Annotated in this window: 12 protein-coding genes; 6 read left to right on the forward strand and 6 right to left on the reverse strand. The window is 52.9% G+C overall.

What is annotated here, in order from left to right; genetic code table 11:
- Nucleotides 1-61: 61 nt before the first annotated feature.
- Nucleotides 62-1615, reverse strand: coding sequence for a methyl-accepting chemotaxis protein (locus SGR01S_RS11395; RefSeq protein WP_061807502.1), 1554 nt, complete (start codon nt 1613-1615; stop codon nt 62-64).
- Nucleotides 1616-1871: 256 nt separating this feature from the next.
- On the opposite strand from SGR01S_RS11395, the gene ppa reads away from it, so the two are divergent.
- Nucleotides 1872-2402 carry an inorganic diphosphatase gene (ppa, locus tag SGR01S_RS11400; RefSeq protein WP_037423219.1) on the forward strand — a complete coding sequence of 177 codons (531 nt, stop codon included), beginning with the start codon at nt 1872-1874 and terminating at the stop codon, nt 2400-2402.
- Nucleotides 2403-2455: 53 nt separating this feature from the next.
- Here ppa and SGR01S_RS11405 read toward each other — a convergent pair whose 3' ends face one another.
- Genes SGR01S_RS11405 through tamA form a run of 3 tightly spaced genes read right to left on the reverse strand, consistent with a single transcriptional unit; the run spans nt 2456 to nt 8357 of the window.
- On the reverse strand, nt 2456-2803 hold the full coding sequence (locus SGR01S_RS11405; protein WP_061807503.1) for a gamma-glutamylcyclotransferase family protein: 348 nt from the start codon (nt 2801-2803) through the stop codon (nt 2456-2458).
- Between the two features lie 2 nt (nt 2804-2805).
- Complete coding sequence (gene tamB, locus SGR01S_RS11410; RefSeq protein ID WP_061807504.1) at nt 2806-6624, reverse strand: autotransporter assembly complex protein TamB; 3819 nt, start codon at nt 6622-6624, stop codon at nt 2806-2808.
- Nucleotides 6621-8357 carry an autotransporter assembly complex protein TamA gene (gene tamA, locus SGR01S_RS11415; protein WP_061807505.1) on the reverse strand — a complete coding sequence of 579 codons (1737 nt, stop codon included), beginning with the start codon at nt 8355-8357 and terminating at the stop codon, nt 6621-6623. Before tamA ends, tamB begins: the two co-directional genes overlap by 4 nt.
- 286 nt (nt 8358-8643) lie before the next feature.
- Here tamA and msrA point away from each other — a divergent pair, with 286 nt between their 5' ends.
- Complete coding sequence (gene msrA / locus SGR01S_RS11420; RefSeq protein ID WP_061807506.1) at nt 8644-9285, forward strand: peptide-methionine (S)-S-oxide reductase MsrA; 642 nt, start codon at nt 8644-8646, stop codon at nt 9283-9285.
- Between the two features lie 177 nt (nt 9286-9462).
- On the forward strand, nt 9463-10794 hold the full coding sequence (gene paeA / locus SGR01S_RS11425) for a polyamine export protein PaeA (RefSeq protein WP_037423234.1): 1332 nt from the start codon (nt 9463-9465) through the stop codon (nt 10792-10794).
- A gap of 69 nt (nt 10795-10863) precedes the next feature.
- Here paeA and SGR01S_RS11430 read toward each other — a convergent pair whose 3' ends face one another.
- Nucleotides 10864-11070 (reverse strand): DUF1107 domain-containing protein, encoded by a 207-nt coding sequence (locus SGR01S_RS11430; protein ID WP_037423237.1) that lies wholly within the window; start codon nt 11068-11070, stop codon nt 10864-10866.
- Nucleotides 11071-11393: 323 nt separating this feature from the next.
- Here SGR01S_RS11430 and SGR01S_RS11435 point away from each other — a divergent pair, with 323 nt between their 5' ends.
- On the forward strand, nt 11394-11951 hold the full coding sequence (locus SGR01S_RS11435) for a YtfJ family protein (protein WP_037423240.1): 558 nt from the start codon (nt 11394-11396) through the stop codon (nt 11949-11951).
- On the opposite strand, the gene cysQ is transcribed toward SGR01S_RS11435, so the two are convergent.
- The gene (gene cysQ, locus SGR01S_RS11440; RefSeq protein WP_037423243.1) at nt 11952-12692 is read right to left on the reverse strand and encodes a 3'(2'),5'-bisphosphate nucleotidase CysQ; all 741 of its coding nucleotides are present in this window, start codon (nt 12690-12692) and stop codon (nt 11952-11954) included.
- Between the two features lie 382 nt (nt 12693-13074).
- Here cysQ and SGR01S_RS11445 point away from each other — a divergent pair, with 382 nt between their 5' ends.
- Together SGR01S_RS11445 and ytfE are read left to right on the forward strand one after the other, a co-directional pair.
- Complete coding sequence (locus tag SGR01S_RS11445) at nt 13075-15027, forward strand: bifunctional 2',3'-cyclic-nucleotide 2'-phosphodiesterase/3'-nucleotidase (protein ID WP_061807507.1); 1953 nt, start codon at nt 13075-13077, stop codon at nt 15025-15027.
- A 122-nt stretch (nt 15028-15149) separates the two neighbouring features.
- On the forward strand, nt 15150-15815 hold the full coding sequence (gene ytfE / locus SGR01S_RS11450) for an iron-sulfur cluster repair protein YtfE (RefSeq protein ID WP_037423249.1): 666 nt from the start codon (nt 15150-15152) through the stop codon (nt 15813-15815).
- The last annotated feature ends 33 nt before the right edge of the window (nt 15816-15848 follow it).

A 15848-nucleotide genomic window follows, 5' to 3' on the forward strand; every position in this document is an offset into this window, starting at 1 on the left:
AGCGTTCAACGTAGGGGTTCTACATATTGACCCCAGGGGTGCAGCATGCTGCACCCCTACATTATAATTTGAACGCCGCCATACTCTGCGCCAGTTGCTGAGCCTGATCCTCCAGCGATCGTGTCGCCGCCGCTGACTCTTCAACTAACGCCGCATTTTGTTGCGCCACCTGATCCATCTGAGCCACCGCGAGGTTTACCTGCTCAATCCCACTGCTTTGTTCACGCGTAGCCGCAGAGATTTCCCGCATCAACGCCGTTACACGCCCGACTTCGCCGGTAATGCCATTCATGGTTTTCGCCGCAGACTCTGCCATCTGCTCGCCTTCCTGCACGCGATTCTGTGACGCTTCAATCAGCCCTTTGATCTCTTTTGCTGACTGCGCACTGCGCTGGGCCAAACTGCGAACTTCACCCGCCACGACCGCAAAACCTCGGCCCTGTTCGCCAGCACGTGCCGCCTCTACAGCCGCATTCAGCGCCAAAATATTGGTCTGGAAAGCGATACCATCCATCACACTGATGATATCAGCGATGCGACGTGAACTGTCGGTGATCGCCTGCATCTTGCTCATCACCTGACTCACCACCTCACTGCCCTGATTGGCAATGCCGGATACGCTCAACGCCAGTTGATTGGCCTGTTCGCAGTTTTCGGCATTCATTTTCACCGTCGAGGTCAATTGCTCCATACTGGCAGCCGTCTCTTCCAGCGAGGCGGCCGATTCTTCAGTGCGCTGGGCCAGATGCAGGTTGCCGGCAGCCAACTCGCGTGAACCGGTGTCAATCTGGCTGCTGGCGTCACGCACTTTACTAACCGAACTGGCCAGCGCCTGCTGCATACGCTGCATTGCGCGCACCAGACGGCCCATTTCGGTATTCCCTTCGCCAGTGATGGTGTGAGTCAGATCGCCACCTGCGATATATTCCAGTTGGGCAATAGATTCATCGAGTGGGCGCAGGATAATCATCCTCAATGCAAACCAGGCCAATACCGCCAGCAAGACACTAAGCAGACCGGCGATCACAATCAGGGTAATCTTGGTACTGGCGTTGCTCTCCGCTTCATGTACCCGCTGCTGGCCAATCTTCATGGCAAAGCTGCGGAAATCGCTGAGGTCTTTTTCAAAAGCGATACTCAGGGCAGAGATTTTGGTTTCCTGGATGTCGTAATAGTCATCGACTTTGCCGGCCTTGATGGCGTCAGCCATCGGTCTGACACCCTGTTCCAGATAGGCGCGGTAACTATTTTGCAGGCGAGTGGACAGCTCACGCCCGCGTTCTGTGACGGTGCCGACACGGACAAAGCGCGCCATTTCCTGTTTCGACTGTTCGAGGTAGTCATAAATACGGCCAACCGTCGCGTCGGATACCTCAATCTGACCGATTTCACGCTGACGTACTGCCAGCGAAGCAGCAGTTCTGGCTCGTAACGTCAGGTTGGAGCTACTGGCCAGCGAGCCCAGTTCTTCGCCTAAAATCTGGTTGAGGGTGTGCAACGATCGCGACCCTTCGTTAATGGCGTTGACGCCGATGGTGCTGACCATAATCAGCAGCAGCGTCATCAGGCTCAACAAGGCAATCAGCCCTGCCTTGACCGTAATCTTTTTTAACATGAGTTCTTCCCGGCTTCAGAAATAGTGAGATCTAACGTAGAGGAGGTAAAACGCAGAGTCAGACTTCGCCGACTCATTATTATTTAATGAAGTTATCGGCAACCGCGGTGAAAACTTAACATCGCCGGAGGATTAATCTGGAAATTCAATGGATGGCTCTGGGCCGGGACCACGTTGATGAAAAGGGCAGGAAATCGTAAAAGAGTCCGCTATAATAGCCGCCACTCCATTTCTGGTTTGATTAAAGGAAACCGACATGAGCTTGCTTAACGTCCCTGCTGGCAAAGACCTGCCAGAAGACATCTACGTAGTTATCGAAATCCCGGCCAATGCCGATCCGATCAAATATGAAATCGACAAGGACACCGGCGCGCTGTTTGTTGACCGTTTCATGTCCACCGCGATGTTCTACCCGTGCAACTACGGTTACATCAACCACACCCTGTCTCTGGACGGTGATCCGGTTGACGTACTGGTGCCAACGCCATACCCGCTGCAGCCTGGCTCAGTGATCCGTTGCCGTCCGGTGGGCGTACTGAAGATGACCGACGAAGCCGGTGAAGATGCGAAACTGGTTGCCGTTCCGCACAGCAAACTGAGCAAAGAGTACGATCACATCAACGATGTGAACGACCTGCCGGAACTGCTGAAAGCACAGATCTCTCATTTCTTCGAGCATTACAAAGATCTGGAGAAAGGCAAATGGGTGAAAGTGGAAGGCTGGGCAGACGCTGCCGCTGCCAAAGCTGAAATCGTTGCCTCTTTCGAGCGTGCTGCCAAGAAGTAATTCTTAGCCGCCGTCCGATAAAAAAACACCGCTCAGTGAGCGGTGTTTTTTTTTTACTTTTCGTCGAGACGCCTCAGCCAGTCACCGCTGTTAATCCGCGGGTAACCGTCCACACTGTGTTTATACAGGTAGATCCACGCACTTCCATAAGGCGTCTGAATCAGCTCGCGCTTATAGTCCTTGGTGTTGCTTTTCAGTTCGTCCAGCTCAGCCAAAATCGATGAGTTGATGCGGTACACCTCACAATGTACCGTGCCCTCTCCAGGGATCGCCGCCGGGTAATGGCCCAGATTATAAATCTGATAGCCTTCGAGCTCATGCTCGCCTAACCATTGGGCGTTGGTCATCCAATGGCTGTTTCCCTGTTTGCGTCGTAAACTGCCGTAGACAATTATTCGCATCGCTAAAACTCAAACTGATAGAGCAAATCTAATGCCTGGTCGAGACCAGACACCGCTTCAAGATACAATTTAGGCATCAGGCGGTAACGCAACGTCAGTGTGGCCAATGAGTCGAAAATGCCCACCCCATATTTTACTTGTAAGCCTGGGAGAACATAACCGCTGACGACAACCTGGGAACTGTCGCCAACCCCCTGAGTATCCAGGGCCAAATTGCTTACGCCAAATGCCTCGCCGATTTTACCCACAAGTTGACCACTTTGTGCAACCCCCATCCCAATTAACATTGAGGTCATTGCGTTGCCATCAGCGCCGGAGCTACTCAATCCTTGCCCGCGCAACAGATAAGACAGCGCTTCCTGCTGAGATTTGGCCGGATCCGAGAACACTTCCAACTTCGGCGCATCCGCCAACCCGGTGACGCGAACCCCGGCGGTAACGTCATCTTCGGTCGAGTCCGGATTACGGATCGCCTCAAGATTCAGCAACGGTTGGTCCGGCGGCCCCGAGAACATCAACTGGCCCTTGCGGACAATCAAATCCTGACCATAAGCATGGAAGCGACCGGAAGGGATGTCAATCTGACCGTTCAGGCCCAGGCCGTTCTTATCCTGCACCACTTTCAGATCCCCCTTCAGCCGCGCTTTGAGGCCAAAGGCATCCAACCGCACATCGTTGCCAACGTGGATCATCAGGTTGCTGTTGATCGGGATCGAAGCCGTTTTCGGCTGTATCGGTTTAAGCTGGTCGTCCAGCATCACTTCATCGGAAGAGACGCCGACCGCGCTTTCCGGCAGATCTTGTACCGTAATACGCGCCCACGGAATGTCTACCGAACCATTGAGTGAGAACAGCTGCGGCGTGGCTTCGAATATCAAATCCGGCGAAACATCGATGCGGATCATCGGCGGCACCGTCACCCGTAATTTATCGCCCTTGGCGGCAATGCGTGCACGCCATGCGTTGATATCACGCCAATCAGCGTCGCCGGACAGATTAAGCTGACCATGAGTCGTGCTAACCAATCCTTCCAGCGTTGAGGTCATGCCGCCGAAATTCATCACCAACCGGCCTTCAGTCATGTCAAACGGCATCCAGTGCCCCTGCACCTTCACCTTATCCAAGGCCATCCGACCATACACTAAAGGCTTCAGTGCACTGCCACCCAGACGCAGATTGGCATTCAGCATACCTGCGGCTTTTTCCCCCTGCATCAGCGCAGGGTTAATCATTGCCAGTGAAAGGTTAGTGATATTGACGTTACCGCTGATATTACGGCGCACCTGCGGATCAGCCACCTGGATATTGCCGTCAAACTGGCCATTGTTATTTAGTTTGATCAACCAATCGGCCTGCGCACGGCCATGGGTTAGACCGGCATTGAGGTTCAACGTGTCAAAGGCAATCGGCAACGCATTGCCCTGTACCTGCTGTACCACTTTAACCCCGTTCCCCACCAACGAGACCTTCGCCTCCGGCAGTGCACCACCAGGCTTCCAGCTCACGTCTGCCCGTCCGGTGAAGACCCCACTCAGCGCCGTCTCCGGGCCAAGGAAAGGTTTAATCATTGCGAGATCAAAACGGTTCAACACGACGCTTGCCTGGCCGCTCTGACCAGCTTCGATAGTTTTCGGCACGCACAGTTCGGCATTCGGGTTCTGCCAGCAGTGCGGCCCAATACTGATTTTCTGCGCAGTATTCAGGTAATCCAGCGCAATGGCGCGAGTCAATCGCCATTCGCCCACCGGCGTATCGAAACGTGTATTGTTCAGATTGCCGTGCCAGCGTTGCTGCTGACGGTCAAAACTACCTTGCAACGCCAGTTGACCGGATACCGGTTTCCCATCAATTTTCAGTTGTAACTGATGCTGTTTCTCACTGCCTTTGGCAGTAAGCTGAAGCAGGTTGATGTCCAGTGCATCTTGCTTCAACTGTTCGACACGTACCGCCAGTTGCCCCTGGATCTGGTCACTGGAACGCACGTCGCCGTCAATTTTCACCCGGTTGATGCGTAATGCCTGCCACTGCAGGCCAGAAGCGGTCAGGTCAGCCAGCAACTGAGGCGCCTGCAGGTTGCCACGTAGTTTAAGCAGGCCTTTCGCCGTACCGCCCAGTCCCGGCAAGGCACCGTCCAGGCGCGGTGCGTCAATGTTCGCATCCAGATTCCAGCTCTTCTCGTCCAGTTGCCCTTTGACGTTCAGCTGGTTGCGTCCCAGGGTCAGATCGATACCCGGAATTTTCCACTGGCCGGCGGCATTGCCACTAAGCGTGCCACGTGCTGTGACCTTGTTCTGCTTCACGTTACCGTCGAGTTGCAACACGGGGACCTGCAATTGCCAACTGCCACCGTGCAAACTGCCGCGAGTGGTGATCTTGCCGTCCAGCTTCGCCGGCCACTCAGGCCACTGTTTGGCGGTATTGATGCCGCTCAGCGTCAGCTGTGAATTCCAACTGATGGCCTTGCTCCAATCCACCAGCGCGGTCAGATCGGTATTACCCTGCAAGGCTGCCAGACGCAGGCGTTCCAATTTAAATTGCTCTATGTTGCCTTTACCGTCTAGCGTCAATACGGCTGGAGGCAGATCCTGGCCCTTGATATTGGCGCGAGTCGACAACGCATAGTCGGTTGCCTTGCCATTGAAACGCAGGCGGAAGTCATTGATCTGATATTGAGCTTCACCGCTCAGAGGCCATTTCAGTTGTTTACTTTGTAGCGTCAACGCCAGCGGCAAACCGGCTTCGGCCAGTTGGGTTTGCAGATCAAGCTGCGCGCCGACCGGACCGGACAGGTTTAGCGCTACCTTAAGTTCTTCACGCAGCCCGCCGCCAATGTTCAGTTTAATCTTTTCGCCTTTCAGCGGTTCAATGTTCACCGTACTGTTGGCTACCATCTCCACCGGCCAATTGCCGGTCAGCGTTGCCTGCCCCTGGGCCGACAGCGTGCCCTGTGGGGATTTCACATCGAAATTGTCCAGCTTGATATGCTGATCTTGAGTGCTGGCCTGCAACAGCAAGCTTGTGATCAGCACGTCGGTGTCCCCTGTCAGCCGCAGTTGTTCACCACTGATCTCCTTGACCGTGATGTCTAGCGGCAGGCGGATGTCCGGCAGGTCCGGCAGCAGCGGTTTCGCGAACAGTTCTTTCAATGTTTCGCCCAGTGGCTTCTCTACGGGCTGTGGTACTGGCTTCGCTGCCTGATTGGCCTTTTCCTCTACCTTTTTCGCTACGTCAACCACCGGCTGCACAGCCTCCGGCAGTGGGTTTTGCGGCGTTTTCGGCAGTGCAATCAGTAATCCGCTAATTTTGGTGGGCAGCAGTGTCAACGCACGCTCCTGCCACTGTGCACCGGTACGGAATTCGCCGAGCGAAATGGCCGTGTCGTCTACGCTGACTTTAACGTTATTCAGCGCCAACATGCGCAAAGTAATCGGGTATGGCGTGCTCAGATTCGTCGTTGGTTCGCTGGTCTCTGTGACTGGTGCGGATGGCGTCATTTCTTTGGTTTTCACCACGACGTCCACGTCCTGTGCCGTCAATGCATTGACGCACAAAGAACTGTTTTTAAAGCAGGCCAGATCGAGTGATAAATGGAACTGCCCGGCATTCACGGTGACACCCGGCATTTGATATTTCACGCCTTTCAGCGTCAGATCACGCCAACCACCGCTGACACTGGTGATATCCAGTCCCGGCACCCAGCGTGCCGCACCGTTTATCACCATATGCAAACCACTGGTGGTGCCCAATAAGAACGCAATTCCGCCAATCAGCAGCAGCAGAACAATCAGGAAACCCAAACAAATCTTTTTTATCAGGCTCATAGTTCAGGCCCCAAACCAATATAGAACTGCACCCCGTGGGTATCTTTATCACCAACCGGAGCAGCGATATCCAGTTTCACCGGGCCGACCGGTGACTGCCAACGCACACCAAAGCCAGCACCGGTTTTGAAATTACTCTGAGTGATATCGTTCACCGCTTCACCGGAGTCTACAAACACTGCGCCCCACCATTTTCCGGTCACGTTGTATTGATATTCCAGCGAGCCAGTCAGCATTTTAGAGGCGCCGGTCAACTTGCCGTCGTCGTCTCGAGGAGAAATGCCCTTATATTTATAGCCGCGGATACTGCGGTCCCCACCGGCGAAGAATCGCAGGTCTGGCGGGACTCTTTCAAAGTCGTTGGTTTCAATCCACCCCACCTGCCCACGCGCAACAAAACGGTGCTTGTCGGCCAACGTACGAATCCAGACGTTCTGTGCCTGCATCAGTGCGAAGTCCACATCAGAACCCCAGGTGCTGTCAGATACATCAATAGAATAACGTTGACTGTCGCCCCATGTCGGCATCAAACCACCACGGGACCGGGTCCGGTTTACACTCACACCGGGATACAGCAGCATAGTGGTATTGGTCACGGTACCTTGGGTAAAGTGGTCAAGACGCCAGGTGAGGTTTAACGCCCGCTGCCAGCCACTGGACAAATCCCAGTTACGGGAAACCACGGCTTTTGACGTAACAGATTTGGTATCGTTGAGATCAACGTTCTTGAACCCTCCTTGCAGCAGGTAGTACTGCTCAAGCGGATTCTTCAGCAACGGGATTTTATAGGTCAAATCGAGCTGTTGTTCTGGCGCCGAAACGCTGGCGCTGGTTTCCAGGCTGTGGCCACGATCGTTGAGCCACGGTTTTTTCCAGGTGCCCTTCACACGCGGGCCAACGTCAGTGGAATAACCCACCCCGGTTTCAATGGTGTTTCGGGTGCGTGGTGTCACCAACGCATCTAGCGGCAAAATCTTGTTCTCTTTGGCATCTTGGAAATCAGGGGATACGACCACCGAGTTAAACCAGTTGGTGGCGGACAAACGGCGGTTCAGCTCGGCCAAATCCTCCGAGCTGTAGTAATCCCCCTGATGAAAGGGCACCAGATTTTGCAGATAGTCTTCACGGATTTGCGAGCCGCTGAACTTCACTTGGCCAAAGCGATAACGCTGCCCACTATTGAAGTCGATGTCCCAATAGGCCTTATGCAGATCTTCTGCGACGCCGAGCTGGCTTTTGGTCATATCAGCATCGAAATAGCCCTTGCGAAGCGCCATGCCGGTCAATGACCCTTTAAAGCTGTCGTATTTGCCGTGATTGAGGATCTCACCTATCGTTGGCCTGCCTTTTTTAACCAGTGCCAGGTAGTCATCATCGGTTTTCGCGCCGCCTTCCAGCACGATATTGGCACCGGCAATCCGCACGGGTTCACCTGGATTCACCTTGGCGTGCAGTATCGGACGCGACAGCCCAGGGCGATCATCCAAGGTAAAGTCGATCGTTGGCTGATAATAGCCAAGCGCTCGTAGCCCCTGACGGACGGCTTCATCCACACGTGCGCGGAAACGGCCGTCAGTGCTGACCTCTTCCGGCGTGATGGATGACAAACGCACCCGGACGTTTTTTTCCAGTTCCCCGCTAAGTCCTTCAACCTGCAGCCGCACATTCGCCGAATACGCCGCAGGCGTCGCGAGCAGCGCACACAAAAAGCACAGGGCTCGGTATCGTGGCACGCGTTCTCCTTAATTTATTTTACTTTCCTGTAATAACACTCGCTCTGGTACCAGGGCATACTCCGCGCTATCAAGACGGCAACCCTTTCAGCATTATTCCAGACGCTGCATGTTACGGTTTTACTGTCGCAGTAAACTGGCGCATTCTTCGCTTTTGGCGCTCTAAATACTGCGTTAATCTGATACATAATCTGAATATGTAGCTTATTGTGGGCAAAGTTGCGGTTAGATACAACCGAACTGCCGCCTCTTAGGCCAATTCTTACTGTGACAACAGGAGTCAACCGTGGTGCCATTTTTTGATAAAACACAAACCGTCGACAAGGCGAACGCACTGCCTGGCCGCACGACTCCCATGCCGGTTGCCACACTCAATGTGGTCACCGATCATTCGATGACTCACGTGCCAGAGGGTATGGCGGTGGCGATCTTCGCCATGGGATGTTTCTGGGGGGTGGAGCGCCTGTTCTGGCAACAGCAGGGGGTATACAGCACTGCTGCAGGCTACAGCGGCGGCTATACGCCAAATCCAACCTACCGTGAAGTGTGCAGTGGCCAGACCGGCCATACCGAAGTGGTGCGTGTCGTGTTCGACCCGAAGATCATCAGTTATAAACAGTTGCTGCACGTCTTCTGGGAGAATCACGACCCGGCTCAGGGCATGCGCCAAGGTGGCGACGTTGGTACTCAGTACCGCTCGGCAATTTATACGCTAACGCCAGAACAGCAGGCCGAAGCCGAAAGCAGCCTACAGCGTTTCCAACAAGCCATGAACGAAGCGGGTGACAAACGCGTCATCACCACCGAGGTCGTTCCGGCGCTGCCATTTTACTATGCCGAAGATGACCATCAGCAATATCTGTATAAGAACCCAGAAGGGTACTGTGGCTTGGGCGGTATTGGTGTTTGCTTGCCCCCTCAACGCTAACCCACTGGCCAGCGGTAATTTTTTAACCGCTGGCGGCTCCTGTGGGGCTGCTGCTATACTGTGCGGGCCGCATCTGCGGCCTGATAGCCTCCTTTCTGGTTGTTATCACTACTTTTTTTACAATGTACTACCCTTCCTCAAGAGCGCCGTCATCCCGTCGGCACGTATGGATAGATTATGTTAAACAGTATTTTACTGATTCTTTTTCTGATCGCAGTGAGTGCGTTTTTCTCACTGTCGGAAATATCTCTGGCCGCGTCACGCAAGATTAAACTGAAACTGATGGCTGACGAAGGTAACGTCAATGCCGCCAAAGTCCTCAAACTGCAGGAAACCCCGGGGCTGTTCTTTACCGTGGTACAAATTGGCCTGAACGCCGTGGCCATCCTTGGTGGTATCGTCGGTGATGCAGCCTTTTCTCCTAGTTTTAAAGTGTTATTTGACCGTTTCTTATCCCCAGAGATGGCTGAGCAGGTTAGCTTCATCTGCTCGTTCGTGCTGGTGACCAGCTTGTTTATCCTGTTCGCAGATTTGACGCCGAAGCGCATCGGTATGATTGCACCAGAGACGGTCGCCGTCCGGATCATCAACCCGATGCGTTTCTCGATCATGATTTTCCGACCGCTGGTTTGGTTCTTCAACGGTATGGCAAACCTGATTTTCCGTCTGTTCAAACTGCCGATGGTACGTAAAGACGACATCACCTCAGACGATATCTATGCGGTGGTGGAAGCCGGCGCACTGGCTGGGGTTCTGCGTAAGCAAGAGCATGAACTGATCGAAAACGTTTTCGAACTGGAATCGCGCACAGTGCCTTCGTCGATGACCTCACGCGAAAGCGTGGTTTACTTTGATCTGCGCGAGAGCGAAGAAAGCATCATCGAAAAAGTCTCAACGCATCCGCACTCCAAGTTCCTGGTCTGTGACGGCAATATCGATCAGGTCGTCGGTTACGTTGACTCCAAAGACCTGTTAAACCGCGTGTTGGGTAATCAAAGTTTGGTGCTGAGCAGTGGCGTACAGATCCGCTCAGCGCTGATCGTGCCAGATACCCTGACGCTGTCTGAAGCATTGGAAAGCTTTAAAACGGCAGGTGAAGACTTTGCGGTCATTCTCAATGAATATGCGCTGGTCGTAGGCATCATCACATTGAATGACGTAATGACCACGCTGATGGGCGATTTGGTTGGTCAGGGACAGGAAGAGCAGATTGTGGCACGCGATGAGAACTCATGGCTGATTGAAGGCGGTACGCCTATCGATGACGTGATGCGTGTGCTGGATATCGACGAGTTTCCGCAAGCAGGTAACTACGAGACCATTGGCGGCTTTATGATGTATATGCTGCGCAAGATCCCTAAGCGTACCGACTTCGTCAAATATGCCGGCTACAAGTTTGAAGTAGTGGATATCGACAGCTACAAGATTGACCAGTTGCTGGTCACTCGATTGGTCGATAAACCGGCGGCAACACTGCCAAAAGCGCCGGACGAAACCCCTTCAGTCTGACGACACCTACTGCAAAAACATAAACGGCCCCTTGGGGGCCGTATTTTTTGACTGGGGCTCTGTGCCCAATCACCCCATTTCGGATTGCAGCAGTAACACCTGACGGTTTACCTCTGACATCACACTGAAATGGCGCCTGTCGCGGATTTTTGGCAACAGGATTTTTCCTTCATCGAACTCAAACGCACCAACATCTTTGATGTACAGCCGACCACGGAACAAGGTCTTTACGTACTTTGCCACTTTCAACGGATTATAACGCTGGAAGATTCTCATTCTATTACTCTCCTCCGTTTGTCCATGCGCTCAGCGAGCCGCCAAGGCAGCAGCTTCTAAAGTAAGAACGCAACGTGATTGCCATGTAGTAGACCCAGTAAAGACCATATCGTTCATTTGCGCTTGGAGATCTGCACTGGATTTACACTTTTTGACAGAATTGTATATGATAATATATAACTTTTTCAGTATATCCCTTCAAAATACAGGCATTTGCCCCCAGAAGGAAAAACTGCGATCCGGGTAACAGGACAGACCTCTGATCACCGCCTATGCTTTAGGCTATCGGGTGCTGTCGGCACCGTTTCCCCTTAGGAGAAGGCATGAAAAAAAGCCACATGCTCATTGTATCCCTGCTGTTTGCTCCCCTTTTCGCCTCCGCGCACAACTTCCAGCTCCAGCAACGCGTCGCGCCAGTTGGCGTCAGCGATAAGGGAGAGTTGGATTACGCTAATAATAAGTTTAGCTATCAAAACTGGAATAGCGCGCAGCTCAGTGGGAAAGTGCGAGTCATACAACATATTGCTGGCCGCAGCTCCGCCAAAGACATGAACGACCCACTGATAGAAGCGATCAAGAAAGCTAAGCTACCGCATGATCGTTACCAAACGACGACAATTGTGAATACCGACGATGCGCTGCTCGGCACCGCGATGTTTGTGCGCAACAGCATTGAAGACAGCAAGAAAGAATTCCCGTGGTCGCAGTTTATTGTCGACAGCAACGGCAACGTACGCAAAGCGTGGGATTTGCAGCCGAAGGGCTCAGCCATTGTTGTGCTGGATAATCAAGGCAGGATCCAGTTTGCCAAAGATGGCGCACTGACACCGGAAGAAGTGCAGCAGGTCATGACCCAACTGCACCAACTTCTGGCAAAGTAATTAGAACAACGAAACCCGAAAGCCGGGGTTAAGGAACGATTCACGTGGCGTGTAGAGCAGAGGTTTACCCTGCCAATCGTGGATCTGTGCCCCGGCCGCTACGGCGACTGCATGACCGGCAGCGGTATCCCAGATATTAGTTGGTCCAAACCGCGGGTAGAGCTGCGCTTTGCCTTCTGCGACCAGACAAAACTTTAACGAGGATCCGACAGAAACCGTCTGATGCTCACCCAACTGGTTCAGGTAATCTTTCAATTCTTCGTCACTGTGCGAACGGCTGACCACCACCAGTGGTGGATGGGCATTGCTGACGCCAATTGCCTGCCGCTGACCTTTTTCTTCTTTCCAGGCTTTACCACGTTCGGCCAAATACAGCACGTCAATCGCCGGGGCGTAAACCACGCCCATCACCGCCTGCCCGTCTTCAATCAGCGCGATATTTACCGTGAACTCGCCGTTGCGATTCAGGAACTCCTTGGTGCCGTCCAACGGATCGACCAACCAGTAGCGCGTCCAGCTCTGCCGTTCAGACCACGCCGGTGGGTCTTCCTCCGACAGCAGCGGGATATCCGGCGTTAACGCCGCCAGGCCACGCTTGATAATGTGGTGCGCCGCCAGATCGGCCGCCGTCACCGGGGAATCATCTTTTTTCTGTGCAACATCAAGTGGTTGCTCACCATTATACACCGCCATAATGGCGGCTCCCGCCTCGCGGGACAGTTGGCAAATTTTTTCTAACATCATTCACCTCAGATAAATACCCTAAATAATTGGAGCTGCATCGCGGCGGCAAGTTCTACAAATCCCCGGGAGCATAGCCCACTATGTGACCGCAGTGAGTAGGCGCTGCCAACAAAGAAGCAGCTTCAAATATGACGGGTATACGGTTCCGTGGGCCATTTCCCCTTTCTCATTGCTAGCAGCCTAGTTTTTTTCGCGTCGAATATCCATCATAACGATTTAACCTTCGGTAATTACTCAAGTCTTTGCCGTCACAACTGTGACATTTCCTCAGATACCTCGGCCAATTTTCTGCCACACTTCACAGTTTGGTGAGACAACCAATGTTAATTACATGTCCCTCTGCGATAAAACTCGAAAAATGGAATGGAGAAAGCCAAAAATGATGAAGCGTTCGCTGACATTGTCTGCCCTTGCCGTGCTGGTTTGCGCCTCGGCGCAGGCGGCCACGGTCGATCTGCGCGTGCTGGAAACCACCGACCTGCACAGCAACATGATGGACTTCGATTACTACAAGGATAAACCAACCGATAAATTCGGCCTGGTCCGTACCGCCAGCCTGATTGAACAGGCACGCCAACAAGCGGCTAATACGGTGCTGGTCGACAACGGCGACATTATTCAGGGCAGCCCGCTCGGCGACTATATGGCGGCCAAAGGCTTGAAACCCGGTGATGTACACCCAGTGTATAAAGCGATGAATACCCTGAACTATGTGGTTGGCAACATCGGAAACCATGAATTCAACTACGGGCTCGACTACCTGAAAAATGCCATTGCCGGAGCCAAATTCCCGTATATCAACGCTAACGTCATCGACGCTAAAACGCAGAAACCCCTGTTCACACCTTACATTATCGTCGATACACCGGTAAAAGACCGTGATGGCAAAGAACATACTTTGCGAATTGGCTATATCGGCTTTGTACCGCCACAAATTTTGGTATGGGATAAAGCCAACCTGCAGGGCAAAGTTACGGTTAACGACATCACAGAAACCGCAAAACGTTACGTGCCAGAAATGCGTAAACAAGGTGCCGATCTGGTGGTCGCGATTCCGCACTCCGGTTTGTCCAGCGAACCCTATAAAGCGATGGCGGAAAACTCGGTGTACTACCTCAGCCAAGTGCCAGGTATTGACGCCATCATGTTCGGCCATGCTCACGCGGTGTTCCCGAGTAAGGACTTTGCCAATATCAAAGGCGCAGACATTGAACAAGGTACGCTCAATGGCATACCGGCGGTGATGCCGGGTCAATGGGGTGATCACCTCGGCGTAGTCGATTTGCAACTGAATAACGACGGGGGTGCCTGGAAAGTCACGGGGGCCAAAGCACAAGCGCGGCCGATTTACGACAAAGAGAACAAAAAGTCACTGGCCGCGGAAGACGCCAATCTGGTGAAAGTACTGGCCGAAGATCATAAAGGCACACGTGATTTCGTCAGTAAGCCCGTCGGCAAAGCAGATGACAACATGTACAGCTATCTGGCACTGATTCAGGATGATCCAACAGTACAAATCGTGAATAACGCGCAGAAAGCCTATGTAGAGCATTATATTCAGGGCGATCCGGATCTGGCTGACCTGCCAGTTCTATCAGCCGCTGCGCCGTTCAAAGTTGGCGGACGCAAAAACGATCCGGCCAGCTTCGTTGAAGTGGAGAAAGGCCAGCTCACCTTCCGTAACGCTTCGGATCTCTACCTCTATCCCAATACATTGGTAGTGGTGAAAGCTAGTGGCAAAGAGGTGAAAGAATGGCTGGAATGTTCCGCCGGGCAATTCAATCAGATTGACATTAACAGCACCAAACCACAGGGTCTGATCAACTGGGATGGTTTCCGCACCTATAACTTTGATGTGATTGACGGGGTAAATTATCAGATCGACGTCAGCCAGCCTGCACGTTACGACGGTGAATGCCAGTTGATCAACGATAAGGCGGAGCGTATCAAAGGTCTGACGTTCAAAGGCAAGCCTATTGATCCAAATGCCATCTTCCTGGTTGCCACCAATAATTACCGTGCCTACGGCGGTAAGTTTGCCGGCACAGGCGATCAGCATATTGCCTTCGCTTCACCGGATGAGAACCGTTCGGTACTGGCCGCTTATATCAGCGCTGAAACCAAGCAGCAGGGTGCAGTACGGCCACAGGTAGATAATAACTGGCGTCTGGCGACGTTCAGCAGCCCGCAGCCACTGGATATTCGCTTCGAAACATCACCAAGCGAAAAAGCCACAGCGTTTATCAAAACCCATGCCCAGTATCCAATGAAATCAGAAGGTACGGATAACATCGGATTTGCAGTTTATCAGATTGATTTAAGAAGCAAATAAGCAGCAGGCCGGAGGGGAAATTGCGTTTCCTCCGGCCATCTACCCCTTTTTCTCTCTGGCGCGCCCTTTAAATTGCATTTAAAATGCATGTTATGATTTTTTTCATTTAAAGAGGCTCTCCTATGGATTACCGTAACCAATCCCTCGGCGCTCTCGCCATCGCTATTCCCCGGGCATCACGCCTGTTTCGCCTGAACGATTTAGATTTCTGCTGTGGTGGAAAACAAACACTGCAACGCGCTGCCGAGCGTAAAGGGCTGGATATCGAGCAACTGGAAAGCGAATTGGCCACCCTCGCCTCCACACCAGAACAACGTCATGACTGGCATACTGCGCCCCTCGGTGAAGTGATTGATTATATTCTGCCACGCTTCCATCAGCGGCATCGCGAACAGTTAGCCGAACTGGTACTCATGGCGGAAAAAGTCGAACGGGTTCATGCCGACAAACCCACCTGTCCGCGTGGCTTGGCGAAGCAGCTGAACCTGATCCGGCTGGATCTGGAAAATCATATGATGAAAGAAGAACAGATCCTGTTCCCGATGATCAAGCAAGGTATGGGACGCCAAGCGGCTGGACCGATCTCAGTAATGGAACATGAGCATGACGAAGCGGGCGAACAGTTGGAAGTGGTGAAGTTCCTCACCAACAACGTGACGCCACCAGAAGGTGCCTGCAATACTTGGCAGGCGCTGTATGGCGGCATCGACGAGTTCATCGATGACCTGATGGAACACATCAATCTGGAGAACAGCCTGTTGTTCCCACGCGCGCTGAACGGCGCATAAAACAAGGGCGCCATTAAGGCGCCCAGAGAAACC

Origin of the sequence: Serratia grimesii NBRC 13537 (genome assembly GCF_001590905.1) — a bacterium.
In the GTDB taxonomy this organism is placed as follows: domain Bacteria; phylum Pseudomonadota; class Gammaproteobacteria; order Enterobacterales; family Enterobacteriaceae; genus Serratia; species Serratia grimesii.

Excerpts from the sequence above, each read along its gene's own strand:
- SGR01S_RS11445 (WP_061807507.1), top strand. The coding sequence starts at position 13,075 with ATGATGAAGCGTTCGCTGACATTGTCTGCCCTTGCCGTGCTGGTTTGC.
- ytfE (WP_037423249.1), top strand. The coding sequence starts at position 15,150 with ATGGATTACCGTAACCAATCCCTCGGCGCTCTCGCCATCGCTATTCCC.
- ppa (WP_037423219.1), top strand. The coding sequence starts at position 1,872 with ATGAGCTTGCTTAACGTCCCTGCTGGCAAAGACCTGCCAGAAGACATC.
- SGR01S_RS11430 (WP_037423237.1), bottom strand. The coding sequence starts at position 11,070 with ATGAGAATCTTCCAGCGTTATAATCCGTTGAAAGTGGCAAAGTACGTA.
- SGR01S_RS11405 (WP_061807503.1), bottom strand. The coding sequence starts at position 2,803 with ATGCGAATAATTGTCTACGGCAGTTTACGACGCAAACAGGGAAACAGC.
- paeA (WP_037423234.1), top strand. The coding sequence starts at position 9,463 with ATGTTAAACAGTATTTTACTGATTCTTTTTCTGATCGCAGTGAGTGCG.
- SGR01S_RS11435 (WP_037423240.1), top strand. The coding sequence starts at position 11,394 with ATGAAAAAAAGCCACATGCTCATTGTATCCCTGCTGTTTGCTCCCCTT.
- SGR01S_RS11395 (WP_061807502.1), bottom strand. The coding sequence starts at position 1,615 with ATGTTAAAAAAGATTACGGTCAAGGCAGGGCTGATTGCCTTGTTGAGC.
- tamB (WP_061807504.1), bottom strand. The coding sequence starts at position 6,624 with ATGAGCCTGATAAAAAAGATTTGTTTGGGTTTCCTGATTGTTCTGCTG.
- cysQ (WP_037423243.1), bottom strand. The coding sequence starts at position 12,692 with ATGTTAGAAAAAATTTGCCAACTGTCCCGCGAGGCGGGAGCCGCCATT.